This window comes from Collinsella sp. AM44-11, from assembly GCF_003467145.1.
Taxonomy (GTDB): Bacteria; Actinomycetota; Coriobacteriia; order Coriobacteriales; family Coriobacteriaceae; genus Collinsella.
Genome location: NZ_QSFE01000004.1, coordinates 59,668 through 85,835, shown reverse-complemented (window position 1 = coordinate 85,835; position 26,168 = coordinate 59,668). Strand labels below are relative to the sequence as shown.

The window sequence follows — 26,168 nt, the reverse complement described above, 5'->3', positions numbered from 1 at the left end:
AGAGGAGGAGCCATGCTTGAGGGTACGTATGTGGTTTTGGCCCAGACGCCGGTGGGGAGCAAGCGCGGCGAGGTGACGTTTTCACATGGGGTGAACGGCGCGCTCAGGGCAGTACTAAACGTCAGGGGTCTCAATATCGCTCTCTCGGGTGCCCGCGCTGAGTGCGATTTCTTTGAGCTCTCGGGTACTATCTCCCACGTCTTGATGGGCAAGGCGCCCTTTACATGCACGGGGTCGGTTGAGGGTGATCGACTCACTGCTACCGCGCGGTCGGGTTCCATTTCGATCTCGCTGAGCGGTATGCGCAAAGAGCTTTCGGGGCGCACCGCATAAAGTTTGCGCAGGTAAACATCGGTATTTGACTTTATAAAATAGTTCAGAGCGCTATCATTTGTCGTTACGAGTTGGTTAGCCCCGGTAAACGGTTAACCGCGTCTAACGAAAGGATGAGCGCGTGAAGCTCGATACACTCGAGATTGGAAAGGACGCCGTTGTCGCATCGGTGGCATCGGACGATCAGGCACTCCGACAGCATATTTTGGACATGGGCCTAACGCCGGGCACCGAAGTCACCATGATGAAGTACGCCCCCATGGGCGACCCGCTCGAGATCCGCCTGCGTGGCTACGAGTTGACACTGCGCAAGGACGATGCCGCTCGCATCGAGCTTGTGGGTATTCACGACACCGATACGGGTCCGCGCGCTAACGCCGCAATCGGCACGACGGAGCATCCGGCCCTGGGCGAGGGGACGTATTCGCCCCGTGCGGCAAAGACGGCCGTGCCCGAGGGCGCGCCGCTGCACTTTGCCCTCGCCGGCAACCAAAACTGCGGCAAGACCACGTTATTCAACCAGCTGACGGGCTCCAACCAGCATGTCGGTAACTTTCCCGGCGTGACGGTCGACCGCAAGGACGGCACTATCCGTAACCACCCCGAGGCGAGCGTTACCGACTTGCCCGGTATTTACTCGTTGTCGCCGTACACGGGCGAAGAAATCGTCAGCCGCCAATTCATCTTGGACGAAGACCCCGACGCCATCATCGACATCATCGACGCCACCAACATCGAGCGTAACCTGTACCTGACGCTGCAGCTTATGGAGCTCGATCGTCCCATGGTCATCGCGCTCAACATGATGGACGAGGTGACGGCCAACGGCGGCGCCGTGGACGTCAACCTGCTCGAGAGCCTGTTGGGCGTGCCCGTTGTCCCCATTAGCGCTGCCCGCAACGAGGGTATCGGCGAGCTGGTGGATCATGCCTTGCACGTGGCGCGGTTCCGTGAGCGCCCCGGTCGCCTGGACTTCTGTGCGCCCGATGGTCCAGACGGCGGTGCACTGCATCGCTGCATCCACGGCATTGCCAACCTGATCGAGGACCATGCCGCGACGGCGCACATTCCCGTGCGTTTTGCGGCGACCAAGCTGGTTGAGGGCGACGAGCTGGTGACCGAGGCACTTCATCTGGATCGCAACGAGCTTGACGCCATCGAGCACATCATTACCCAGATGGAGGGCGAGGCCGGCACCGACCGTCTATCTGCGCTGGCCGACATGCGCTTCGGCTTTATCGGCGACGTGTGCGGGCGCTGCGTCGTAAAGCCGCACGAGAGCCGCGAGCACGTGCGCTCCGTCAAGATTGACCGCATCCTGACAGGTCGTTACACGGCCATTCCGGCGTTCCTGGTGATCATGGGCCTCGTCTTTTGGCTGACGTTTGGCGTGATCGGCGCGGCGTTGCAGGGACTTATGGAGGACGGCATCGCTGCCATCATCGCCTCGGCCGATGCGGGTCTCAAGGCGTTCGGCACCAACGACGTGGTGCGCTCGCTGGCCGTCGACGGTGTTCTCACGGGCGTGGGCAGCGTGCTGACCTTCCTGCCGATCATCGTCGTGCTCTTCTTGTTCCTCTCCATTCTGGAAGACTCGGGCTACATGGCGCGCGTGGCCTTTGTCATGGATAAGGTATTGCGTCGCTTTGGCCTGTCGGGCCGCAGCTTTGTGCCCATGCTCGTCGGTTTTGGCTGCACCGTGCCGGCTATCATGTCGACCCGTACGCTCCCATCCGAGCACGACCGCAAGATGACGGTCATGCTCACGCCGTTCATGAGCTGTTCGGCCAAGTTGCCGGTCTACGGTCTGCTGTGCGGGGCGTTTTTCCCGCAGGCGACAGTTCCCGCCATGGTCTCGCTCTATCTGATTGGCATTGCGGTCGGATGCATAGCGGCTTTGGTGCTCAACCGCACGGCATTTAAGGGCGACCCGGTGCCGTTTATCATGGAGCTCCCCAATTACCGCCTGCCGAGCGTCAAGACGACGGTGATGCTGGCATGGGATAAGGCCAAGGACTTTATTACCAAGGCTTTTACCATTATCTTTGCCGCTACGGTGGTCATCTGGTTCCTTCAGACGTTCGACATTCGCTTTAATGTGGTCGCCAATCAGTCGCAGAGTTTGCTTGCCGGTCTGGGTAGCATTATCGCTCCGGTGCTGGCGCCGCTCGGCTTTGGCGATTGGCGTGCATCCACGGCGCTCGTCACCGGACTTATCGCCAAGGAGAGCGTCATCTCGACCCTCACGGTGCTTTTGGGCGCGACGTCGCCCGCGGCGCTGTCGACCATGTTTTCGCCGTTTACTGCCTACGTGTTCCTGGTCTTTACGCTGCTGTACCCGCCCTGCGTGGCGTCCATCGGCGCCGTCAAGAGCGAGCTGGGCGCGCGCTATGCCGTTGCCGTGTTCGCGTTTCAGGTGACGGTCGCCTGGATCGTGGCGTTTGTCGTGCATTCGGCGGGCATATTGCTGGGGCTGGCTTAGTTATTTATTGACGGCGCAACCTCTGTGTATTGAGTTGATTGCGGCCCTGCATCTGTACTGACGGATGCGGGGCCGTTGCTATATAATCGCCCACCGCTCAAGACAATCGGAGAGGTTTCTACATGGCTCAGGCAAGACAAGATGGCATCTCACTCAAGCAGTGGCTCCCGCTTATCGGGCTCGCCTGCTGCGCGTTCGTGTTCAACACGTCGGAGTTCATGCCCATCGGCCTTCTGACTGATATCGCCGCGTCGTTCTCGCTCACCGAGGCCCAGGCAGGCATCATGATCTCGGTCTATGCCTGGGGCGTCATGCTGCTGTCGCTGCCGCTTATGGTGTTTGCCTCGCGTTTTGAGTTCAAGCGGATGCTGCTGGGCGTTTTGGCCGTGTTTTCGCTCGGCCAGTTCCTGTCCGCTGTGGCACCGACATATCCCATTTTGGTTTGCGCGCGTCTGGTGGTCGCCTGCGCGCATGCCGTGTTCTGGTCAGTCGCCTCGATCATGGCCTCGCGCCTGGTCGACGCCCGCCACGGGGCGCTCGCCATTAGCATGATCGCCACGGGATCGTCTGTCGCACAAATCTTTGGCCTGCCGATCGGTCGCGCCATCGGCCTTGCCGTGGGTTGGCGCATGACGTTCGCCGTGGTCGGTGCCCTTTCTGCCGCCGCGGTGGTGTACCAGGCCGCGGTGTTTCCGGCCATGCCGGCGGGTGAGCGCTTTACCGTCAAGCAACTGCCGGAGCTCCTCAAGAACCCGTTCCTCATCGCGCTTTATGCGGTCACGGTCTTTATGGCGACCGGCTATTATGCGGGTTACAGCTATATCGAGCCGTTCCTGGCACAGGTCGCGCACGTCGACGCAAGCGCTATTACCATGACGCTGACGGCGTTTGGCTGCTCCGGTCTGCTCGGAAGCTGGCTGTTCGGCCGACTGTTCGATGGGCATCGCTTTCCGTTCTTGGCTATCACACTCTCCGGCGTGCCGGTGGCTCTGCTGCTCATGGGTCCGGTTGCACCGTCGCTCGTCGCCGTTCTCGCTGTTTGCGCGCTATGGGGCTGCTGCTCCACGGCCTTTAACGTGGCGTTTCAGGCCGAGCTCATCAAGTACACGCCGGCGGATTCGTCGGCCGTGGCCATGTCGATCTTCTCGGGCCTGTTTAACCTCGGCATCGGCACGGGCACCGCAATCGGCGGCGCCGTGGTTTCGGGTCCCGGTATCGCTTGGATTGGCTTTGCGGGCGGGGCGATTACCGTCGTGGGCGTCATCCTCGCCATTACGGTGCTGTTCCCGGTCATACGCCGCGCAAAGCCCGTCGCCTAATCACGTTCCCTCATCAGTTGCGGTGGAATAGAGACTGTTTGCCCGGTTTATTGGTCTCAACAGTCCCTATTTCACCGCAACTTATTTTGGGGGAGGGGATGCGCGGCGGGCATACAATGGATGGCGTTGCGTGAAAGATTGCCGGGAGGTTGCTATGTGGGCATACGAGACGACGTTCTATCAGATCTATCCGCTGGGCTTTTGCGGAGCTCCGCGCGAAAACGCCGCCCCTGTTGCCGAGGATGAACTCGCCCAGGCTGCCAACGCTGCGCCCAACCCCGATGCGCCCATAATGAAGATTGCCCAATGGGCCGACTACCTGCAAGAGCTCGGCATCGGTGCTGTGCTCATTAACCCGCCGCTCGAATCCGACAGTCACGGTTACGACACGCGCAGCCTGCGCCATATCGACCGTCGCCTGGGTGGGGATGCCGACTTTGCCGCCGTGTGCGAGACACTGCATGCCCATGGCATCCGTGTGGTGCTTGATGCCGTCTTCAACCATGTCGGTCGCGGTTTTTGGGCCTTCCGCGATGTTCAGGAGCGCAAGTGGGACTCGCCCTACAAGGACTGGTTTCACATTAGCTTTGACGGCGACTCCTGCTATGGCGACGGCTTTTGGTACGAGGGCTGGGAAGGCCATTTTGAGCTTGTGAAGCTCAACTTGCAAAACCCCGCCGTGGTCGATTACCTGCTTGAGTCCGTGCGTCGCTGGGCCGAGGGCTTTGGCATCGACGGCCTGCGCTTGGACGTCGCCTATATGCTCGATCGCGATTTTATGCGCCGCCTGCATACTTTTACCCGTGAGCTCAAGCCCGATTTTGTGCTGATTGGTGAGACGCTCCACGGCGACTACAACCAGATCGTCAATGACGAGATGCTTGACTCCTGCACCAACTACGAGTGCTACAAGGGCCTGTACTCCAGCTTTAACTCGGTCAACATGTTCGAGATCGCCCACTCGCTGCATCGCCAGTTTGGCGGTGACCCGTGGTGCATTTATCGCGGCAAGCATCTGCTGTCGTTTGTCGACAACCACGATGTGCCGCGCCTGGCGAGCATCCTTACCGACAAGTCCTGTCTGCGCCCCGCTTATGGCATGCTCTTTGGCATGCCGGGCATTCCGTGCGTCTACTATGGCAGCGAGTGGGGGATTCCTGGCGAAAAGGGTGGCCCCGATGGCGACTGGGCGCTGCGACCTGCGCTCGATGAGCCTGCGCCCAACGAGCTGACGGCCTTCATCAAGCAGCTCGCGCACCTGCGCTCGGCAGACGACGCGGCGGCCCGTGCCCTCAACTATGGTGCCTATCGCAACGTGGTGATCCAGAACAAGCAGCTGCTGTTCGAGCGCGCCTGTGATGACGCGACGGTGCTCGTGGCGGTGAACGCCGTGGGCGAGCCTTACGCCTTTGGCGCCGGCGAGCTCAACGGGTCCTTTGTCGACCTGCTTGCCGACGATGCGCCCACGGTCGAGCTGACGGGTGCCCTTGAGCTTGCACCCTACGAGGTGCGCTATCTGTTGAGAGCCTAACCCATGGCCGTGTCTGACAAGGGCTATCAACATATTGAGCATGGGTTTGAGCCTGTGTTCGACCAGCGCTCGCGCGTTTTGGTGCTGGGGTCGTTTCCCTCGGTGCTCTCGCGTGCAAATGCCTTTTATTACGGCAACCCTCAGAATCGCTTTTGGCGTGTGATGGCTGCGTGCCTCGGTGTGCCTGTGCCGCCCAACGAGGGCGATCCTTTGGCAAGCGGTGAGCCCGCGACGCTCGATGCCTCCATTGCCGCCAAGCGGGCCATGCTGCTGAACGGCGGCGTGGCCCTGTGGGATGCAATCGAGGGCTGCGACATTAAGGGCTCGAGCGACGCGAGCATTCGCAACGTTGTGCCGGCACATATCGAGCGCATTACCGATGCCGCGCCGATCGAGGTCGTTGTCTGTAACGGCGGTACGGCAGGGCGACTCTACAAACGCTACTTGCAAGATCGGACGGGGTTGCCCGCCGTCGTCCTGCCCTCGACAAGTCCTGCCAATGCCGCCTGGCGACTGGAGCGCCTTGTCGAGCGTTGGCACGAAGCCGTTGACTGGGCTGTTATTTAATTTAGATTTTTGTTTGAGCGTGGGCGCCCAGACGTTTCAGAACGCCTCGCCAGATCGGCGCGGGCACGGCTGGCTCGGCGCAAACCATGCCGTCGGCGTCGACGTTGGCGGCATTGCCGCCGCCAAGTCGCTGTGCATGCTCGACGGAGCAGCCCATGCGCACGGCGCCCACGAGCTTGTCCATGGCCTCCGAAAACGGTCGCCGCAAGAGGCCCATGCGTGGGGAATGGCGAAGCGCTGCGATGCCGCTGCCGGCGCAGATGGCAACGCCGCCACACCACAATTGGTCATGGCGCTCACATGCCTTGTGCAGGCGAACGGCGGTCCCACGCGCCTGCTCAGCGCCCTCTTGTGCGGCTCGAATCGCGGCATAGACGCGTGTTCCCGTACCGCCAAAGCGCTCAAGCGCCTGCTCGATAGCTGTCAACGTCTCATCGTCAGCCACATCTTCAATGGCCAGCACGATGCCGTCGGCAACGCTGCCGGCGTCATTTGCCTTCAAGTCGACTGGGCGGGGGAGTACAGTGCCGGAAAGCTGTGCATAGGCGGCGATGGCATCCTGCAGGTCCCAGAGCAAAAACTCAAGATCGGCGCTCTCGGGAATACGGACAAACGCGATGTTATGCAGTGTTTTTGGTACATCGCCGCGTGCGGTCGTCTCCATGCCGCCTCCTTTCCGGTCGGTTTCCGTTTAGGTTACACCGTATGACGGCGCTCCGCCGCGCTATCCTAGTGCAACCCTTACGAAAGGAACGCCATGCGTCTGCCCATGAATACCTCGCTTGCCACGCTCAAGCCCTCCGGTATCCGCCGGATCAACGCGCTCGCCGCCCAGCATCCGGGGTGCATCGCGCTCGCGCTCGGCGAGCCCGATTTTCCCACGCCCGATGTGATTAGCGCCGAGGTGACCGCCGCACTGGGCCGCGGCGACACACACTATCCGCCCAACAACGGTCGCCCCGCCCTGCGTGAGGCGTTATCTGCCTACATGGGGGACGCGGGCCTGGCGTTTTCCGCCGATGAGGTCATCCTGACCGACGGCGCGACCGAGGCACTGTCGGCAACATTTATGGCTATGCTCAACCCCGGCGACGAGGTCATTATCCCCACGCCCGCCTTTGGCCTGTACGAGAGCATCGTCGTGGCCAACCACGCCAAGGCGGTTTTCTTGGATACGGAGCCTGCGCAATTTCAGATTGACGAGGATGCGCTTCGCGCCTGTGTGACCCCGGCGACCAAGGCCATCGTTATCTGCTCGCCCAACAATCCCACGGGCTGCATTCTCAACGCGGCATCGCTCGACGTCGTGGCGCGCGTGGCAGAGCAGGCGGGCATCTACGTAGTCTGCGACGACGTATACAACCGCTTGGTCTACGCGGACGGCTACGAGCGCTTTGCCCAGCGACACCCAGAACTGCGCGAGCAGACGGTCGTCATCGAGAGTTTCTCCAAGCCCTGGGCCATGACCGGCTGGCGCTTGGGTTGGCTCGCAGCCGCAGCCCCCGTCATCGCCGAGATCGGCAAAGCTCACCAATACCTCGTATCGAGTGCCGTCTCCTTCGAGATGGACGCCGCAGCTCAAGCCCTCACCGTCGACCCAACCCCCATGCTCAAAGTCTACCGAGCCCGCCGCGAACGCGTCCTCGCAGCCTTATACGCCATGGGCCTCGACGTAGTAGAGCCCGCAGGAGCCTTCTACACTTTCCCGAGCATCAAAAAGTTCGGCCTAACCAGCGAAGACTTCTGCATCAAAGCCATCAAAGAGGCCAACGTTGCCCTAGTTCCCGGAAACTGCTTCGGAACCGAAGGCCACGTCCGCCTCAGCTATTGCGTTTCCGATAAAGACCTGGACGAAGGCCTCCGCCGCCTGTCCACCTTCCTTTCAACCTTGTAGCCATCAGGGACGCAACATATCAGCCCACCGACTTAAGGCTTATGAGTGGGGGCGCCGGCCAACGGGAAACCGGGCTGCCCCAAAGTCACCGCAGGCCGCGCCGCCGAAGGCCAGGCGCAAGGTTTTCGTAGATTCCGCACGAGCCGAAGAGCACTTAATGTGCTCTTCGTGCGAGCCCAGGACCTGACCGAGCGAAAACCTTGCGCCTGGCCTTCGGCGGCGCGGCCGGATGGTGGAATTGTGTGCAGCCCGGTTTCCCGTTGACCGACGCCGGGGTCCCCGCCATAATACTTTCGGTTCACGCACGAATCCGCTGCCAGAGACAGCCGGTGCAAACGGGCATCGCCCGCGAGCTTAATGGGATATCCCGCCAGCCGAGGTGGTCGAGTAGATATGTCTTCTCGCCCCCGTCGCTCATGCAGCGCGGGGGCTTTCTTTTTGGACATGCCCCCGTCACGTCCTTGTGGCGGACCGTGCCCGGAAAGAATTCGAGGAGGTGTAATTTATGCCCCAGCAGTACAAAATCGACAAGGTTGCAGAGATCGAGTCCCGTATCGCCGAGAACGCCGGTCTGTTCGTCGTCAACTACAACGGTCTGACGGTTAAGCAGGCTCAGGAGCTGCGTCATCAGCTTCGCGAGTGCGGCGCCGAGATGAAGGTCTACAAGAACAACCTGGTCAAGATCGCTCTCAAGAACCAGGAGCAGCCCGAGCTCGACGAGATCCTCGCCGGCCCCGTCGCTTATGTGTTCTACGAGTCCGAGCCGGTCGAGGCCGCTAAGGCCCTTAAGGACTTCTCTGCTAAGTCCAAGGGCGTCCTTGAGATCAAGGGCGGTATCTCCGACGGCAAGGCCGTTTCCGCTGATGATGTTAAGGCTATCGCCGAGCTGCCCACCAAGGATCAGCTTCTCGGCCAGATCGCCGGTCTCATCTCCGGTTTCGCTCGCGACATCGCTGTCTGCGTCAACGGCGTTTCCTCTGGTCTCGCTCGTTCGATCCAGCAGGTCTCCGAGCAGAAGGCAGCCTAGTCGCTGTTTTCACCCGCGGCGGCAACGCCGCACCCCTGGCGCATTCGCGCCGTGTTTTAACTGATCTCCGTGCATCCGCACGGAAACCGAAAGGACTTAGAAATGGCTAAGCTTACCACCGATGAGATCATCGATGCTCTTAAGGAAATGACCCTTCTCGAGGCTTCCGAGCTCGTTAAGGCTATCGAGGACACCTTCGGCGTTTCCGCCGCTGCTCCTGCCGCTGTTGTCGCCGCTCCCGCTGCTGGCGCTGCTGAGGCCGAGGAGAAGACCGAGTTTGACGTCGTGCTCGAGGGCTTCGGCGACAACAAGATCCAGGTCATCAAGGCCGTCCGTGAGCTCACCAACCTTGGCCTGAAGGAGGCCAAGGAGGTCGTCGAGGGCGCTCCCAAGGCTGTTCTCGAGGGTGCCAAGAAGGAGGACGCCGAGGCTGCCAAGGAGAAGCTCGAGGCTGCTGGCGCTGCTGTCACCCTCAAGTAATCAGGCTTTCTCGCCAGATTTCTTTGCAGACGGGGTTCGCATTGCGAGCCCCGTCTTTTTTGTTTTTCGGTTCCTCGGCATCGGTTGCTCAAACTGCCATGTTCTGTGATTTGCGTCGCATCGGGTGCCCTGCCGTTGGGCAATAAAATTGCACCATTCGAGCAATAATTTGCGTTGACCTGCTGAAGAATTGTCTCTGCCTTGTAGCGACATATAGTACCAGCGGTAAGATGCTTGGGTATCGCAATTTGGTCTGCGGCTGTGTGCCGCACGCATGGGGCGCTTTTGCGCCTGCGAAAGGATCTTTGAATAACATGAAGGCAATCATCCCCGCCGCCGGTCTTGGCACGCGTTTTCTGCCTGGCACCAAGTGCACGCCCAAAGAGATGCTGCCGGTGCTCGACAAGCCCGTCATTCAGTACGTCGTCGAGGAGGCGCTCGAGCCCGAGGAGGTCGACGATGCCATCATCGTTACTTCTCCCGGTAAGCCCGAGCTGCTGAGCTACTTCCAGCCCGATCGCTCGCTCGAGAACCTGCTGCGCGAGCGCGGCAAGAACGCCTATGCCGATGCCGTCGCCCACGCTGGCGGTATGCCGGTCGACTTCCGTTATCAGTACGAGCCCAAGGGCCTCGGCCATGCTATCCGCTCTGCTGCCGACGCCGTGGCAGGGGAGAACTTCCTGGTTCTTCTGGGCGACTACGTTGTGCCTAACCGCGACATCTGCGACAAGATGCTCGCCGTTTCCAAGGAGCACGGTGGCGCTTCGGTTATCGCCGTCGCCGCTTGCTCGCCCGAGGAAGTCAGCCGCTACGGCGTTATCGCCGGCGAGCGCGTCGGTTCGCTCGAGGGCGCCGAGGACGTTGCCGATGCCGAGCCGGGCGCTGTCTGGCGCATCGGCGGTCTGGTTGAGAAGCCCGCTCCCGAGGCGGCTCCGTCCAACCTGTACATCGTCGGTCGCTACCTGCTGAGCCCGCTGGTCATGGACCTGCTGGCAGATCAGCAGGCCGGCAAGGGCGGCGAGATCCAGCTCACCGACGCCATGGCCCGTTCGCTCGACCGCGAGGCCATGTATGCAGTCGTCATCGACCCGCTGTCGGGCTACGACACCGGCACTCCCTCTGGCTGGATGGCCACCAACGCCCTCATGGCTGCAAGCGACCCCCGCTTTGCCGATGCCTTCTGGGACGCCATCGACGAGCGCGGCGGATTGATGCGCAAGTAAGCCTTCGGGCACCGACATTTACGGGCGTGGACCTCGGTTCGCGCCCGTTTTTTATAAGAGCTGCGATTGCCGGCTCTCTGTTCACAGAAAATATATGAACAGATGTTCGATACACATACATCTACCTGCGTGTTTTCTGTCGAAAAACTTTGCTACTCCAAAAACTCAATCGCGTCAAGGCTTTTCTTGCCCAACGGTCGGTACCTGATAAACTATTAGGTTGCGATAACTGGCGAAGCTATGCCTCGCCAACCCACCGAGCATTTCCGTGAAGGAGGAAAAACCTGGTGACCTACGCATACACTGCCACTGAGCGCAAGCGCGTCAGCTTCGGGAAAATCCCGGAGGCCATGGAGCTCCCCAACCTTATCTCTGTTCAAAGGGAATCCTTTGAGCGTTTTAAGGACGAGGGCCTTCGTGAGGCGTTCAAGGAATCCAGCCCCATCCAGAGCCAGAACCATGTTCTCGAGGTTACCTTCGGCGAGCATCAGTTCGGCGACCCCGCGCACACCGTCGAGGAGTGCCGCGAGAAGGATATGACCTATCAGGCTCCGCTTCTGACCGACGTCCGTCTCACCAACAAGGAGACCGGCGAGATCAAGGAGCAGCTCGTCTTTATGGGCGACTTCCCCATGATGACCGATCAGGGCACCTTCATCATCAACGGTACCGAGCGTATCGTCGTCTCGCAGCTCGTCCGCTCCCCGGGCGTGTACTACAGCTCCGAGATGGATTCGGGCAAGCAGATCTACAAGGCCCAGATCATCCCGTCCCGCGGTGCCTGGCTTGAGTTTGAGGTCGACAAGCGCGACCAGCTCATGGTCTCCATCGACCGTAAGCGCAAGCAGAGCGCCACGATGTTCCTGCGCGCCCTTGGCATCGCCGTCACCAACGACGACATCATCGAGCTGCTCGGCAACTCCGATGTGATCAAGCGTACCCTGGAGCGCGACACCGCCCTCACCCGCGAGGACGCCCTCATCGAGATCTACCGTCGCCTGCGCCCGGGCGAGCCTCCCACCGTGGACGCTTCCCGCAGCCTGCTCGAGGGCCTGCTCTTCAACCCGCAGCGCTACGATCTGGCCCGCGTCGGTCGTTACAAGGTCAACAAGAAGCTCAACCTCACCACCGAGGAAGAGGTCACGGTGCTCACCGACGAGGATATCGTCGCGACGCTGCGCTACCTCCTGTCCCTCGCTGCCGGCGAGCAGGGTTTCAAGGTCGACGACATCGACCACTTCGGCAACCGCCGCATCCGTACCGTCGGCGAGCTCGTCGCCAACCAGTTCCGTATCGGTATGAGCCGTATGGAGCGCGTCGTCCGTGAGCGCATGAGCTCCCAGGACATCGACGAGATCACCCCGCAGTCGCTCATCAACATCCGCCCGATCGTGGCCTCCATCAAGGAGTTCTTCGGTTCCTCGCAGCTCTCGCAGTTCATGGACCAGGCGAACCCCCTGACCGGTCTGACCCATAAGCGCCGTCTGTCCGCACTCGGCCCTGGTGGTCTTGCCGGCCACAAGTCCGGCTCCAGCCGCCGCACCAACGTGCCGACGGCCGTCCGCGACGTTCACAATTCGCACTACAGCCGCATGTGCCCGATCGAGACCCCCGAAGGCCCCAACATCGGCCTGATCGGCTCGCTCGCCCTCTACGCCCGCGTCAACGAGTATGGCTTCATCGAGGCCCCGTTCCGTCGTGTCGAGAACGGCGTTGCCACCGACCAGATCGACTGGATGACCGCTGACGAGGAAGAGAAGCACGTCATCGCGCCGGCCAACACGCCGCTCGATCCCAAGACCAACGAGTTCATCACGACCGATGCCGAGGGCAAGATCGTCCGCCCGCACACCGTGATCGCCCGTACCCGCGACTTCGACGGTTCCTTCGGCGCTCCCGCCGACGTGCCCGTCGAGGACGTCGACTACATGGACGTCTCGCCGCGTCAGATGCTCTCCGTCGCAGCCACGCTGATCCCGTTCCTTGAGCACGACGACGCCAAGCGTACGCTGATGGGCGCTAACATGCAGCGTCAGGCCGTGCCGCTGGTTCACCCCGCCGCTCCCTATGTCGGTACCGGCATGGAGCGCCGCGCCGCTCTGGACTCCGGCGAGGTCACCCTGGCCAAGAACGCCGGCGAGGTCATCTTTGCCGACGCCGCCAAGATCATCGTCAAGCATGCCAGCGGCATGGACGAGTATCACCTGGCCAAGTACCAGCGCTCCAACCAGTCCACCTGCATCAACCACCGTCCGCTCGTGCGCGTCGGTGACACCGTTGAGCAGGGCGAGCCTCTGGCTGACGGTCCTTCGACCGATCACGGCGAGCTCGCACTGGGCCAGAACCTCACCGTGGCCTACATGCCGTGGGAGGGCTTTAACTACGAGGACGGTATCGTCGTGTCCGAGCGCCTGGTGGCCGAGGACCTGCTGACGACCATCAACATCACCCGTCACGAGATCGACGCCCGCGACACCAAGCTCGGCCCCGAGGAGATCACCCGCGAGATCCCGAACCTCTCCGAGGACATGCTTGCCAACCTCGACGAGGACGGTATCATCCGCATCGGCGCCGAGGTCGGCCCTGGCGACATCCTGGTCGGCAAGGTCACGCCTAAGGGCGAGAGCGCTCTGACCGCCGAGGAGCGCCTGCTGCGCGCCATCTTCGGTGCCAAGGCTCACGACGTTCGCGACACTTCCCTTAAGATGCCTCACGGCGCTTACGGCCGCGTCATCGATGTCGTCCGCTTTAGCCGCGAGAACGGTGACGACCTGGCCCCCGGCGTCAACGAGCAGGTGCGCGTCTACGTCGCCCAGCGTCGTAAGATCCAGCAGGGCGATAAGATCGCCGGCCGCCACGGCAACAAGGGTGTTATCTGTAACGTTCTGCCGGTCGAGGACATGCCCTACATGGCTGACGGTACCCCGATCGATGTTATCCTCAACCCGCTGGGCGTTCCTTCGCGTATGAACGTCGGCCAGCTGCTCGAGTGCCACCTTGGCTGGGCTGCTGCCTGCGGTTGGGATACCGAGCAGGCCGACTCCGACAAGTACGTCCCCGGTCCGTTCTTCACCGCCACGCCCGTCTTCGACGGCGCCAAGGAGGACGAGATCGCCGAGGTCATCCGTCGTGCCAACAAGAACATGCTCAACAAGGCCACCGCTGCCTTTGGCGATCACATGCGCCCCGAGTTCGTCACCCAGCTTGACGAGCGCGGCAAGACCCGTCTGTTCGACGGACGCACCGGCGAGGAGTTCCGCGAGCCCATTACCGTGGGTACGTCCTACATCCTCAAGCTCGGCCACATGGTCGACGACAAGATCCACGCCCGTTCGACCGGCCCTTACAGTCTGGTTACCCAGCAGCCTCTGGGCGGCAAGGCCCAGTTCGGCGGCCAGCGCTTCGGCGAGATGGAAGTTTGGGCACTGTACGCATACGGTGCTTCCAACGTCCTGCAGGAGATCCTGACCGTCAAGTCCGACGATACCGTGGGCCGCGTCAAGACCTACGAGTCCATCGTCAAGGGCGAGAACGTTCCTGTCCCGGGTATCCCCGAGTCCTTCAAGGTTCTCGTCAAGGAGATCCGCTCTCTCGCACTGGACATCGAGCCCATGCACGATACCGACGAGGACGCCTCCGCCCCTGTGACCGCCGAGGAGACCTCCGCTCTCGACGACCTGGCTGCGCTCGCCGGCGTTGACGCCGACGTCGAGGCCGAGGATGCCGAGACCGCCGAGGCACCCGAGGCTGTCGCCGCCACGACCACTGATAAGGAGTAGTTGACTGTGGCAGATTTCGAAGCTACTGATTTTGACTCGGTAAAGATCTCCCTTGCCTCCGCCGACCAGATCCGTTCCTGGTCGCACGGTGAGGTCAAGAAGCCGGAGACCATCAATTACCGTACCCTCAAGCCCGAGAAGGACGGCCTGTTCTGCGAGAAGATCTTCGGTCCCGCCAAGGACTGGGAGTGCTCCTGCGGCAAGTACAAGGGCATCCGCTTTAAGGGCATCGTCTGCGAGCGCTGCGGCGTCGAGGTCACCTCGGCCAAGGTGCGTCGCGACCGCATGGGCCACATCGAGCTCGCCGCTCCCGTGTCCCACATCTGGTACTTCAAGAGCCCCACGAGCTTCCCGATGAGCCGTATGCTCGACATCAAGTCCAAGGACCTCGAGAAGGTTCTGTACTTTGCCAGCTACATCATCACCGAGGTTGACTATGAGGCCCGCGAGGCCGACGCCGACGACCTGCGCGAGGAGCTCGCCGCCGATCTGGAAGAGATCGATGCCGAGTGCGCCCGCCAGATCGAGTCCCTCAAGGAGCAGGGCGACCCCGAGAACTTTGACGAGTTCTCCGACGAGGAGCCGCTGACCCCCGAGGAGATCGCCTCCGGCATCGTCGACATCGAGGAAGAGTGCAAGGACGAGAAGCAGCTCCGCACGGACGCCTTCAACGCCTTCATGAAGCTCACCGAGCGCGACCTCATCTCCGATGAGCCGCTGTTCCGCGAGATGACCCGCTACTACTCCATGTACTTCAAGGGTGGCATGGGTGCCGAGGCCGTCCGCGACCTGCTCGCTGCCATCGACCTCCCCTCCGAGGCCGAGAAGCTCAAGGCCATCATCGCCGACGAGGACTCCCAGAAGCAGAAGCGCGAGAAGGCCGTCAAGCGCCTCGAGGTCGTTGACGCCTTCCTGAAGGGTGGCAACAGCCCCGCGAACATGATCCTGGACGTTATCCCGGTCATTCCGCCCGATCTGCGCCCGATGGTCCAGCTCGACGGCGGCCGCTTCGCCGCGTCCGACCTCAACGACCTGTACCGTCGCGTGATCAACCGTAACAACCGACTCAAGCGCCTGCTCGACCTGGACGCCCCTGCGATCATCGTGAACAACGAGAAGCGCATGCTCCAGGAGTCCGTGGACGCCCTGTTCGACAACGGCCGTCGTGGTCGCCCGGTCTCTGGCCGTGGCGGTCGCCCGCTCAAGTCGCTCGCCGAGGCCCTCAAGGGCAAGCAGGGTCGTTTCCGTCAGAACCTGCTGGGTAAGCGTGTCGACTACTCCGGCCGTTCGGTTATCGTTACCGACCCCAAGCTGCTGCTGCACCAGTGCGGTCTGCCCAAGACCATGGCGCTGGAGCTCTTCAAGCCCTTCGTCATGAAGCGCCTGGTCGAGCTCGGCAAGGTCGAGAACATCAAGGGCGCCAAGCGCGCTATCGACCGTGGTGCCACCTTTGTGTGGGACATCCTCGAAGAGGTCATCGACGGCCGCGTCGTGCTGCTCAACCGTGCACCGACCCTGCACCGTCTGTCCATCCAGGCCTTTGAGCCGGTTCTGGTCGAGGGCAAGGCTATCCACCTGCACCCGCTGGTCTGCTCGCCCTTCAACGCCGACTTCGACGGCGACCAGATGTCTGTCCACGTGCCGCTGTCCAGCCAGGCTCAGGCCGAGGCTCGCGTGCTCATGCTCTCTGCGAACAACCTGCGCTCGCCGGCATCCGGCAAGCCGGTCAACATCCCCTCGCAGGACATGATCATCGGTGTGTACTACCTGACCCAGGTCCGCGACGGTCTGCCGGGCGAGAACCACGTGTTCTCGAGCTTCGACGACGCGCTGCACGCCTATGACTGCCGCTCCGAGGTCGACATGCAGGCCAAGATTCAGGTCCGCGTGTCCGCCGAGAACGCCAATGTCATCAACGAGGACGGCACCCGTATCTTCCGCGTCAAGAACGGCAAGAACGAGTTTGTCGACTACGACGTCACCGGCAACAAGACCGCGCGCTTCGAGACCTCTATCGGCCGCATCATCTTCAACCGCCAGTGCCTGCCCGAAGACTACGAGTTCATGAACTACAAGATGGTCAAGGGCGACGTGGCCAAGCTGGTTGCGGACTGCTGCGATCGTTACCCCGAGGCCAAGGTCGGCCCGATCCTCGACGCCATCAAGTACTCCGGCTTCCACTACGCTACCCGCGCCGGCCTCACCATCTCGGTGTGGGACGCTCTCATCCCTGCCGAGAAGCAGGAGCTGCTCGACCGCGCTCAGGCCAACGTCGACCAGATCAACGAGTACTTCGAGGAGGGCTTCATCAACGAGACGGAGCGCCACATCGAAGTCGTTAACGAGTGGACCGCTTGTACCGATAAGGTTGCAGCGCTCATGCTCGACATGTTCGACGAGGAGAACCCGCTGTACATGATGGCCGACTCCGGCGCCCGTGGTTCTAAGACCCAGCTGCGTCAGCTCGGCGGCATGCGTGGCCTGATGGCAGACATGTCCGGTGAGACGATCGACCTTCCCATTAAGGCGAACTTCCGCGAGGGCCTGCTGCCGCTCGAGTACTTCATTTCGACCTACGGCGCCCGTAAGGGCCTGGTCGATACCGCATCCCACACGTCGGACTCTGGTTACCTGACCCGTCGTCTGGTCGACGTGGCCCAGGACGTCATCGTCCGCGAGGAGGACTGCGGTACGCACGAGGGCGTCACCTACAACCTCATCATCCCCGGCACCACCGACCTCAACACCGACCTTGTTGGCCGTTGCTTCATTGAGGACGTCGTGGCCCCCGATGGCACCGTGCTCTTTGAGCAGGACGGCTACATCGAGAAGGTCGCCGACATCCAGAAGATGGTTGATGCCGGCCTCAAGAAGGTCAAGCTCCGCGCGCTGCTCACCTGCCGCTCCAAGTACGGCGTGTGCCAGAAGTGCTACGGCTGGGATCTTTCCACCCGTCGTCCGGTCGCCATCGGTACCGCGGTCGGCATTATTGCCGCCCAGTCCATCGGCGAGCCCGGTACGCAGCTTACGATGCGTACCATTCACTCCGGCGGCGTCGCTGGCGTCGACGATATTACGCAGGGTCTGCCTACGGTCAGCCGTATGTTCGATATCGTCGGCAACGTCAACGAGAAGATTCTGGGTCGCGAGGCCGAGCTGGCTCCGTACTCCGGTCACCTCTCGATTAAGCCCGAGAAGTCCGAGTACGTGCTGACGCTCACCGACTCCGAGGATCACACCCGTGTCCTCGACGAGCGCCGCGTCCCCGCATCGGTGCGCTTTATGCCCGAGATCGAGGATGGCTGCGAGGTTCGCGCCGGCGACCAGATCACCAAGGGCTTCGTCAACTTCCGCAACCTGCGCAAGCTGACCGACATCGAGTCGACGATGCACACCTTCGTCGAGAGCGTCAAGGACGTCTACACCAGCCAGGGCGTCGACCTGAACGACAAGCACATCGAGGTGCTCGCACGTCAGATGCTGCGTCGCGTTCAGATCACCAACCCCGGTGACTCCAAGTACCTGCTTGGTCAGTACGTCGACCGCTACGAGTTCGCCGACGAGGTCGAGCGCGTTGCCCGTCTGGGCGGTCAGGCTCCCGTGGCCGAGCCCGTCATCCTGGGTACGCTCAAGGTCGCGTCCAACATCGACTCCTGGCTGTCGAGCGCTTCGTTCATCCGTACCGCCGGCGTCCTTACCGAGGCTGCTATTGAGGGCAAGGTCGACCACCTGCTCGACCTTAAGTCCAACGTCATCGTCGGTAAGAAGATCCCGGCTGGTACTGGCCTCAAGCCGTACGCCAACGCCAAGTTGACGTATCGCACGGCCGACGGCTATGTTGACATCGACGGCCCGGCTTCGCCCAACGCCAAGTCGCTGCCCGAGTGGGCTCCTGTGGAGCTCAAGGACCTGGACGAGCAGCTCCCGCAGCAGCTCGACTGGGCCGGCTACGACGAGTTCGGCGGTGCTGACGGTTCGTTCACCCGCAACGGCCACACCATCTCCGCCGAGAAGGCTCGCCTGTACCTGTTCGACGACCTGGGCGTGTCGCAGCGCTGGACCAACAAGTTCAGCGAGGTCGGCATCGAGACGGTCGGCGACCTGGTCGGCAAGTCCGAGGAGGATCTGCTGCGCATCGATGGCATCGGTGCCAAGGCGATCGAGGAGCTCCGTGACGGCCTCGAGGCCCACGACCTACTCTACATCCTCGAGAACAACGATGACGTTGCCGACGAGGAAGACCTCTCGCAGCTGCTGCAGATGGTCTTTAGCCCCGACGGTCCGGACGACATCCTGCTGGGCACCTCCGCCACGCCGACGCATCACGCCGACGCCGACGAGGAGCTCCTGGGCGCCCCGATCGACGACAAGAAGGCTCCCGCCAACGGTGCCATCAACGAGGACATGGCTTCCCTCGACGAGCTACTCAACCAGCTCGTAGACACCGACGACGCCGAAGAGGCCAAGGACAACGACGAGGAGTAATTTCCTAGTACGTTAACCGCCCTTCCAAAGACCCGCTTCCCAACAGGGGAGCGGGTCTTTTTTGGTGAGGAACGTTGCCCCGACGAGCACGTCGGATTCCCGGAACGGGCCGCCCGCTGTTTAAGTTTGTCGCGAGTTCCGCACGCAAAGGAAAGCACTTAATGTGCTTTCCGTCTTGCGCAGGACTGTAGAGCAGCAAACTTAAACAGCGGGCGGCCCGTTCCGGGAATCTGCCCCCGCGCACAGAAGGGGATTCCTTTCGCCAAAAAGGGACAGGTTTATTTTGGTAGGTTTTTCCTGCTTGAATTTGAAACATTTCGTTCGGCCAAAGCGTATCTATGGTGAGGACCTCATCAAGAACCATCAGCGTCACCGGGAGGTGATTATGGAAGAACAAGCTTTTAGACAGGCGGTCGAAGACCACCGGGATGTCGTGTTTCGGATCGCATTGACGTATCTGCGTGATCGCGCTGACGCCGACGATGTTGCTCAAGACGTCTTTCTGAAGTTACTCAAAAGCGACGCGCAATTTGAAAACTGGGAGCATCTTCGTCGATGGCTTATCCGGGTCACGATCAATGAATGTAAATCTCTCTTTCGAAAGCCGTGGAGGCGCGTGGAGGATATTGAGAATCTGGCCGATTCGCTTTCGACAGCGCAGGATGAGACCAAGGCCGTCCTGTCAGATGTCATGCGGCTTCCGGAACGATTCCGTATCCCCATCGTGCTCTATTACTATCTGGGCTTCTCGACTTCAGAAATTGCCGAGTTACTGCATGTGCCAGCCGCGACCGTTCGAACGCGTTTAGCTCGCGGCAGATCGAAGCTCAAGTTCATCCTAGAGGAGGGCGACCGTGAAATCCAACCAGATCAAGCAGGCCTTCGAGTCCGTCCAAGCCGATAGCGATCTTGCTGACCGTGTTCTTTATGCCGCTGCTGGCGAGCCGCTTCGCCGAAAGGGTCACGCGAAGCCTCTGTATGTTGCCGTAATCGGATGTCTTGCCGGAGTGCTGGCGACCGGAGGGGTCGCCTACGCTGTTGTCAATTCCAGTTATTTTGCCTCTGCCTGGGGAAACCATGGCAACGGAGAGTCCGTTACCTGGACAAATGGCGGCTCGTCGGGGACGAAATATACCTACACCAGAGAGTTTGGTGATGGTATCGCGCCCCAAAGCCTGGAGGGTGCAGTCCAGAAGGTCAATCTGTCCGTCGAGGGCAACGGCTATACGCTCGACATTCATGAGATGGCAATCGACGAGAACGGTTGCGGTGCTGTGACGTTTACATTGTCCAATCCGAATGGCGTTAACTACTACAAGCCGGCGGCAGAGCTTGGCGAACTTGTTCTCTATGGTGAAGAAGAAGGGGGCGTCAGTACACCCAGCATGAACTTCGGCGAGGAATGGGCTGATACACGCTGCACCATTGATAAAGACACATCAAGCGACACGGTCATTAACGGCACGATGTACTTTGCATCTTGGAATCGCGATCGAGATTTACGACATGCGGTCACCTGGAATATCTCCTGGACCGAGGGCAAAGGTGAGGATGCGAAGGTGATCGAGGTGTCGACGCCAGAGTTTAACGTCGGAGCGCACGTCGATACAAAAGAACTCCGCTCCGATGACTCGCCTCTCGAGATCAGTCCGTTTTCCATCCAGACGCATATCGATGATCTGGGCTATGAAGCAGTTGATCATAAACTGACCGTCACCTACAAGGATGGGTCAGAGCAGATTATCGAAGATGACGACGCAGGGGCGTACAATTTCTATGTTTCGATGGGACGCAATAGCGGAGAGAACATTTGGGTGCCAACGAAGTTGATTGATGTCGACCAAGTGGTTTCAGTAACGCTCGAAGGCACACGCTGCACTTCAACAGGGGGCGCCGAAACGTCGGAACCCTTTACCATCGTCTATTCGTAAGATTTGGGGCCGCTTTCTACTAGGGGAAGCGGCCTTCTTTGCGGTAAATGGGCGGTTAGACCGCACGATATTCGCCTGCATTCCTGAAGTATGCGGCAAAATCTTGATGGGTCGACCACACCGTATATGCTCAAGCGCTCTACCTGCGGGTTTATTATCGCAAAACCCCGGTGCGCTCGGCGGGTCCAGAATTTGCCGCATACTTCCGAAAGCGCCGCCGATTTCCATGCGACAGGTGAGAGCAGATCACCGTTGGAGCGCGACGTTTCCCCAGATAAAACCGACCAAAATAAACCTGTCCCTTTTTGGCAGGTAACGTTGCCCCGACGAGCACGTCGGATTCCCGGGCCGGGCGGCACAGGGGTTAAGTTTGTCGCGAGTTCCGCACGAGCCGAAGGCCACTTAATGTGGCCTCCGTGCGAGCCAGGACTGTAGAGCAACAAACTTAAAACCTGGGCCGCCCGGTCCGGGGATCCTCCCAAGCGCACAGGAGGGATTCCTTTTGTGTAGGCTTTGCGGAAATGTGCCGATTTTAGGATACGCCCGGCGGCGTGGTCTGTTGACGGCACAGCTAACGCCACGTATCCTATCGAACTGCGTGTTTCGTAGGGGGATGCTGACCCCTCGATTCAAGCCGTTGCACTTTACAGAAAGCTGGAATCATTCGAGAAGGAGTACGCTTTGCCTACTATTAACCAGCTGGTTCGCCAGGGCCGTCGTTCCGTGCCCAAGAAGTCCAAGAACGCTGCTCTGCAGCACAACTCCCAGAAGCGCGGCGTGTGCACCCGCGTCTTCACCACGAGCCCCAAGAAGCCGAACTCGGCTCTTCGTAAGGTTGCCCGTGTTCGCCTTGTCAACGGCATCGAAGTTACTGCTTACATCCCGGGTGAGGGCCACAACCTGCAGGAGCACTCCATCGTGCTCGTCCGCGGCGGTCGTGTCCGTGACCTCCCTGGTGTCCGTTATCACGTCATCCGTGGCGCCTACGACGCTGCTCCGGTCCAGAACCGTATGCAGGCCCGTTCCAAGTACGGTGCTAAGCGCCCCAAGGCTAAATAAGCCAGATAACGTTTTGATACTTTCGCCGTGTGCCGCCTAAGCGCCGCACGGTAGACACTTAAGGAGATTTCACATGCCGCGTCGTGCAGCAGCTAATCGTCGTGAGGTTCAGCCTGACGCCGTTTACAACAACCGCCTGGTGACTCAGCTCATCAACAAGGTCCTTCTTGACGGCAAGAAGGCCACCGCTGAGCGCATCGTTTACACCGCTTTCGAGATCGTTGCCGAGAAGTCCGAGGGTGGCGACGCTCTCGCTACCTTCAAGAAGGCTATGGACAACGTCAAGCCCACGCTCGAGGTTAAGCCCAAGCGTGTCGGTGGCGCTACCTATCAGGTCCCGATGGAGGTTAACTCCCGTCGTTCCACCGCTCTGGGTATCCGCTGGATCGTCAACTTCTCCCGCGCTCGCAAGGAGAAGACCATGGCCGAGCGTCTCGCCAATGAGATCCTCGACGCTTCCAACGGCCTGGGCGCTTCCGTCAAGAAGCGTGAGGACGTCTTCAAGATGGCCGAGGCCAACCGCGCGTTCTCTCACTATCGTTGGTAAGTTAAGGTAAGGAACTAACATGGCTAAGCCTAAGTACAAGCTTTCCGATACCCGTAACATCGGCATCATGGCCCACATCGATGCCGGTAAGACCACCACGACCGAGCGTATTCTTTACTACACCGGTAAGACCCACAAGATCGGTGAGGTTCATGAGGGCGCTGCCACCATGGACTGGATGGTTCAGGAGCAGGAGCGCGGCGTAACCATTACCTCCGCTGCTACCACGTGCTTCTGGAACAAGGACGGTAAGGACTACCGCATCCAGATCATCGACACCCCGGGCCACGTTGACTTCACCGCCGAGGTCGAGCGCTGCCTGCGCGTCCTCGATGGTGCTGTCGCCGTCTTCGACGCCGTTGCCGGCGTTCAGCCCCAGTCTGAGACCGTTTGGCGTCAGGCTTCCACCTTCAACGTCCCCCGCATCGCCTTCATCAACAAGTATGACCGCGTGGGCGCTGACTTCTTCAACGCTATCGAGACCATGAAGGATCGTCTCGACGCTAACGCCGTGGCCGCTCAGGTCCCGATGGGCGCCGAGGACAACTTCTGGGGCGTCATCGACCTCGTCACCATGACTGCATGGGACTTCAAGGCCGACGAGAAGGGCATGACCTACCCCGAGCCGATGGACGAGATCCCGGCTGAGTTTGCCGACATCGCTGCCACCAAGCGCGAGGAGCTCCTCGACGCTGCTGCCAGCTTTGACGACGAGCTCATGGAGAAGATCCTCATGGAGGAGGACTTCACCGTCGAGGAGCTCAAGGCTGCTCTGCGCAAGGGTGTTCTGGCCAACGAGCTTAACCTCGTCTTCGTGGGCTCCGCCTACAAGAACAAGGGCGTCCAGGAGCTGCTCGACGCTGTCGTCGACTACCTGCCCAGCCCGCTCGACGTTGAGGCCGTCACCGGTACCGATCCGGACACCGGCGAGGAGATCCAGCGTCATCCTTCCTTCGACGAGCCCTTCTCCGGCCTGGTCTTCAAGATCATGACCGACCCGTTCGTCGGTAAGCTCACCTACGTCCGCGTTTACTCCGGCCGCGCTGAGTCCGGCTCCTACGTGGTCAACGCTTCCAACGGTCAGCGCGAGCGCCTCGGCCGCATTCTCGAGATGAACGCCGCCGAGCGTATCGACCGTGACGACGCTGCCGCCGGCGACATCGTCGCTTGCGTCGGCTTCAAGAACTCCACCACCGGTGACACCCTGTGCGCCGAGGGCAAGGAGATCGTCCTCGAGAAGATCGAGTTCGCTAAGCCCGTTATCGACGTTGCCATTGAGCCCAAGACCAAGGCCGAGCAGGACAAGATGTCCCTGGCTCTGACCAAGCTCGCCGAGGAGGACCCGACCTTCCAGGTGTCCACCAACCACGAGACCGGCCAGACCATCATCGCCGGCATGGGCGAGCTGCACCTCGAGATCATCGTCGACCGTCTGCTCCGTGAGTTCAAGGTTGACGCTAACGTTGGTAAGCCCCAGGTTGCCTACCGCGAGACCGCTGGTCACGACGTCGAGAAGGCTGAGGGCAAGTTCGTCCGTCAGTCCGGTGGTCGCGGTCAGTACGGCCACGCCGTCATCAAGCTCGAGAAGATGGAGGAGGGCTTCGGCTACGAGTTCGTCAACGCTATCGTCGGCGGCGTCGTGCCCAAGGAGTACATCCCGTCCATCGACAAGGGCATCCAGGAGGCCCTGAACACCGGTGTTATCGCCGGCTTCCCGGTCCTCGACGTCAAGGTCACCCTGTTCGACGGTTCTTACCACGAGGTCGACTCCTCCGAGGCCGCCTTTAAGATCGCCGGTTCCATGGCTATCAAGGACGCCCTCAAGAAGTCCGATCCGCAGCTGCTCGAGCCGATCATGGCTGTCGAGGTCGAGACCCCCGAGCAGTACATGGGCGACGTTATGGGCAACCTCTCCGGTCGCCGCGGCAAGATCGAGGGCATGGAGGATCGCAAGAACAGCAAGCTCATCCGTGCCAAGGTGCCGCTGGGCGAGATGTTCGGTTACGCTACCGACCTTCGCTCCCAGACCCAGGGCCGTGCATCCTACACGATGCAGTTCGACTCTTATGAGCCCGCGCCCAAGTCCATCGTGGACGAGGTCATGAGCAAGAACGCCTAAGTTCGAGCTCCCTGTTACGTAATCCGCGAGAACATCTCTCGCACTCTTTGGAGGTTTAAGTTGGCTACCCAGAAGATCCGCATTCGCCTCAAGGGCTATGATCACGAGGTCGTCGATCAGTCCGCGAAGCTCATCGTCGAGACCGCTCAGAAGACCGGCGCTCGCGTTTCCGGTCCTGTCCCCCTGCCCACCGAGCGCAACCTGTACACGGTTATCCGCTCGCCGCACGTGAACAAGGACTCCCGTGAGCAGTTCGAGATGCGCACCCACAAGCGCCTCATCGACATCCTCGACCCCACCTCGGGCACTGTTGATTCGCTCATGCGTCTCGACCTCCCCGCTGGCGTCGACATCGACATCAAGCTCTAAGCGATATCGCTCATAGCTTACAGAGCCCCGCTGCCATTACGGTAGCGGGGCTCTTTTGTTTTGCATGATGGCCTTGGGGGACCGGGTAATGCTGTCGAGCGGGTGGCTGTGGCGCCTTATTTACCCATGGAACGCAGCGATGCCTCCTCAAAATGGAAGGATCGCAAGCCGTCTTCCGTCTCGATGCACGCGCGACCAAAGGTATCGACCGTTTGAAAGATGCCACGTGCCAGCTCGTCACCGGCAGGGGAACGGGCGATAACTTGCTCCCCAATCCAATTGAGATGAGCGACATAATCATCGTGGACGGGCGCGATCGGACCAGCGTCTTCTTCCATGGCGTTGAGCAGATCTGCCCACGCGTCCACAGCGTTTACGACGGTGTGATAGACCTCCTTGAGTAGGACATCGACGGTGGGAACATTCTCGTTGAGGTCTGACAGACCGATTGCCGGCAGGCCGCCATCGGGAACCTCCGAGGGCACATAGTTCACATTGACGCCAATGCCGCAGACGGCAATGGGCTTGCCCTCGTTGTCACGAGCCGCCTCGACCAAGATGCCGCCGAGCTTATGTCCTCGTGCGACGAGGTCGTTGGGCCATTTGAGGCCGATCTCGTTAGCAAGACCTTGCGCCTCGAGCGCCTCGAGCACCGCTAGGCCGCTGACGGCGGCAAGGCCAGAGTACTTGGCGGGATTAACACGAGGACGTAGGACAATCGAGAGCAACAGGTTGCCGGCGGTTGAATCCCACTTGTGGCCGCGTCGGCCGCGTCCTGCCGTTTGCGCGCGGGCGGCAAGCCCCGTGCCGTGCGGCGCTCCCTGTTTTCCTGCCTCGAGCAGGTCATCGTTGGTCGATCCGGTTACGTCGACTATCGTTAATTGGGCATCCATAGCGGCTGCTACCTCCTTAATGAATAAGTGAATGACGCAATGGTGTCGAGAGATAGACACAATGTGAAGCCTTTGTCGCATTTGGACAATTTAATGTTAACACGTCAACAAAGCGAAGAATGCGCTATCC

General features: G+C 60.7%; 19 protein-coding genes. 17 read left to right on the top strand and 2 right to left on the bottom strand.

What is annotated here, in order from left to right; all coding sequences use genetic code 11:
- Positions 1 to 12: 12 nt before the first annotated feature.
- The 5 genes from DW943_RS03875 (at position 13) to DW943_RS03855 (ending at position 6,232) form a co-directional block, all read left to right on the top strand.
- On the top strand, positions 13 to 333 hold the full coding sequence (locus DW943_RS03875) for a hypothetical protein (protein WP_117786142.1): 321 nt from the start codon (positions 13 to 15) through the stop codon (positions 331 to 333).
- 121 nt (positions 334 to 454) lie between these two features.
- Positions 455 to 2,815, top strand: a complete 2,361-nt coding sequence (gene feoB, locus DW943_RS03870; RefSeq protein ID WP_117862237.1) for a ferrous iron transport protein B — start codon at positions 455 to 457, stop codon at positions 2,813 to 2,815.
- Between the two features lie 122 nt (positions 2,816 to 2,937).
- Positions 2,938 to 4,134 carry an MFS transporter gene (locus DW943_RS03865; RefSeq protein WP_117862236.1) on the top strand — a complete coding sequence of 399 codons (1,197 nt, stop codon included), beginning with the start codon at positions 2,938 to 2,940 and terminating at the stop codon, positions 4,132 to 4,134.
- 154 nt (positions 4,135 to 4,288) lie between these two features.
- Entirely contained in the window at positions 4,289 to 5,665 is a 1,377-nt protein-coding gene (locus DW943_RS03860) for an alpha-amylase family glycosyl hydrolase (protein ID WP_117778565.1), read from the top strand.
- A 3-nt stretch (positions 5,666 to 5,668) separates the two neighbouring features.
- On the top strand, positions 5,669 to 6,232 hold the full coding sequence (locus tag DW943_RS03855) for a uracil-DNA glycosylase family protein (RefSeq protein ID WP_117862235.1): 564 nt from the start codon (positions 5,669 to 5,671) through the stop codon (positions 6,230 to 6,232).
- Between the two features lies 1 nt (position 6,233).
- On the opposite strand, the gene DW943_RS03850 is transcribed toward DW943_RS03855, so the two are convergent.
- Positions 6,234 to 6,896, bottom strand: a complete 663-nt coding sequence (locus DW943_RS03850; RefSeq protein ID WP_117862234.1) for a hypothetical protein — start codon at positions 6,894 to 6,896, stop codon at positions 6,234 to 6,236.
- A 93-nt stretch (positions 6,897 to 6,989) separates the two neighbouring features.
- On the opposite strand from DW943_RS03850, the gene DW943_RS03845 reads away from it, so the two are divergent.
- The 12 genes from DW943_RS03845 (at position 6,990) to rpsJ (ending at position 25,145) form a co-directional block, all read left to right on the top strand.
- Positions 6,990 to 8,126 carry a pyridoxal phosphate-dependent aminotransferase gene (locus tag DW943_RS03845; RefSeq protein WP_117862233.1) on the top strand — a complete coding sequence of 379 codons (1,137 nt, stop codon included), beginning with the start codon at positions 6,990 to 6,992 and terminating at the stop codon, positions 8,124 to 8,126.
- A gap of 505 nt (positions 8,127 to 8,631) precedes the next feature.
- On the top strand, positions 8,632 to 9,153 hold the full coding sequence (rplJ, locus tag DW943_RS03840; RefSeq protein WP_006235004.1) for a 50S ribosomal protein L10: 522 nt from the start codon (positions 8,632 to 8,634) through the stop codon (positions 9,151 to 9,153).
- Positions 9,154 to 9,255: 102 nt separating this feature from the next.
- Complete coding sequence (rplL, locus tag DW943_RS03835; protein ID WP_006235005.1) at positions 9,256 to 9,633, top strand: 50S ribosomal protein L7/L12; 378 nt, start codon at positions 9,256 to 9,258, stop codon at positions 9,631 to 9,633.
- A 314-nt stretch (positions 9,634 to 9,947) separates the two neighbouring features.
- Complete coding sequence (locus DW943_RS03830) at positions 9,948 to 10,856, top strand: UTP--glucose-1-phosphate uridylyltransferase (RefSeq protein WP_117862232.1); 909 nt, start codon at positions 9,948 to 9,950, stop codon at positions 10,854 to 10,856.
- 350 nt (positions 10,857 to 11,206) lie between these two features.
- Complete coding sequence (locus DW943_RS03825) at positions 11,207 to 14,635, top strand: DNA-directed RNA polymerase subunit beta (protein ID WP_233543595.1); 3,429 nt, start codon at positions 11,207 to 11,209, stop codon at positions 14,633 to 14,635.
- A gap of 6 nt (positions 14,636 to 14,641) precedes the next feature.
- Entirely contained in the window at positions 14,642 to 19,120 is a 4,479-nt protein-coding gene (locus DW943_RS03820) for a DNA-directed RNA polymerase subunit beta' (RefSeq protein WP_199572768.1), read from the top strand.
- 385 nt (positions 19,121 to 19,505) lie between these two features.
- On the top strand, positions 19,506 to 20,024 hold the full coding sequence (locus DW943_RS03815; RefSeq protein WP_233524901.1) for an RNA polymerase sigma factor: 519 nt from the start codon (positions 19,506 to 19,508) through the stop codon (positions 20,022 to 20,024).
- Positions 19,975 to 21,051, top strand: coding sequence for a DUF4179 domain-containing protein (locus DW943_RS03810; RefSeq protein WP_117862229.1), 1,077 nt, complete (start codon positions 19,975 to 19,977; stop codon positions 21,049 to 21,051). Before DW943_RS03815 ends, DW943_RS03810 begins: the two co-directional genes overlap by 50 nt.
- 681 nt (positions 21,052 to 21,732) lie before the next feature.
- Positions 21,733 to 22,110: a 30S ribosomal protein S12 gene (gene rpsL, locus DW943_RS03805; protein ID WP_006235012.1), complete on the top strand. Its 378-nt coding sequence runs from the start codon at positions 21,733 to 21,735 to the stop codon at positions 22,108 to 22,110.
- 73 nt (positions 22,111 to 22,183) lie between these two features.
- A complete protein-coding gene (rpsG, locus tag DW943_RS03800; RefSeq protein ID WP_006235013.1) occupies positions 22,184 to 22,657 on the top strand; it encodes a 30S ribosomal protein S7 in 474 nt (157 codons plus the stop codon).
- Between the two features lie 19 nt (positions 22,658 to 22,676).
- Positions 22,677 to 24,776 (top strand): elongation factor G, encoded by a 2,100-nt coding sequence (fusA, locus tag DW943_RS03795; RefSeq protein WP_022094183.1) that lies wholly within the window; start codon positions 22,677 to 22,679, stop codon positions 24,774 to 24,776.
- A gap of 60 nt (positions 24,777 to 24,836) precedes the next feature.
- Positions 24,837 to 25,145 (top strand): 30S ribosomal protein S10, encoded by a 309-nt coding sequence (gene rpsJ, locus DW943_RS03790; RefSeq protein ID WP_022094184.1) that lies wholly within the window; start codon positions 24,837 to 24,839, stop codon positions 25,143 to 25,145.
- Between the two features lie 116 nt (positions 25,146 to 25,261).
- Here the strand turns inward: rpsJ and DW943_RS03785 are convergent, their stop codons facing one another.
- A complete protein-coding gene (locus DW943_RS03785; RefSeq protein WP_158566083.1) occupies positions 25,262 to 26,038 on the bottom strand; it encodes a biotin--[acetyl-CoA-carboxylase] ligase in 777 nt (258 codons plus the stop codon).
- Positions 26,039 to 26,168: the final 130 nt, after the last annotated feature.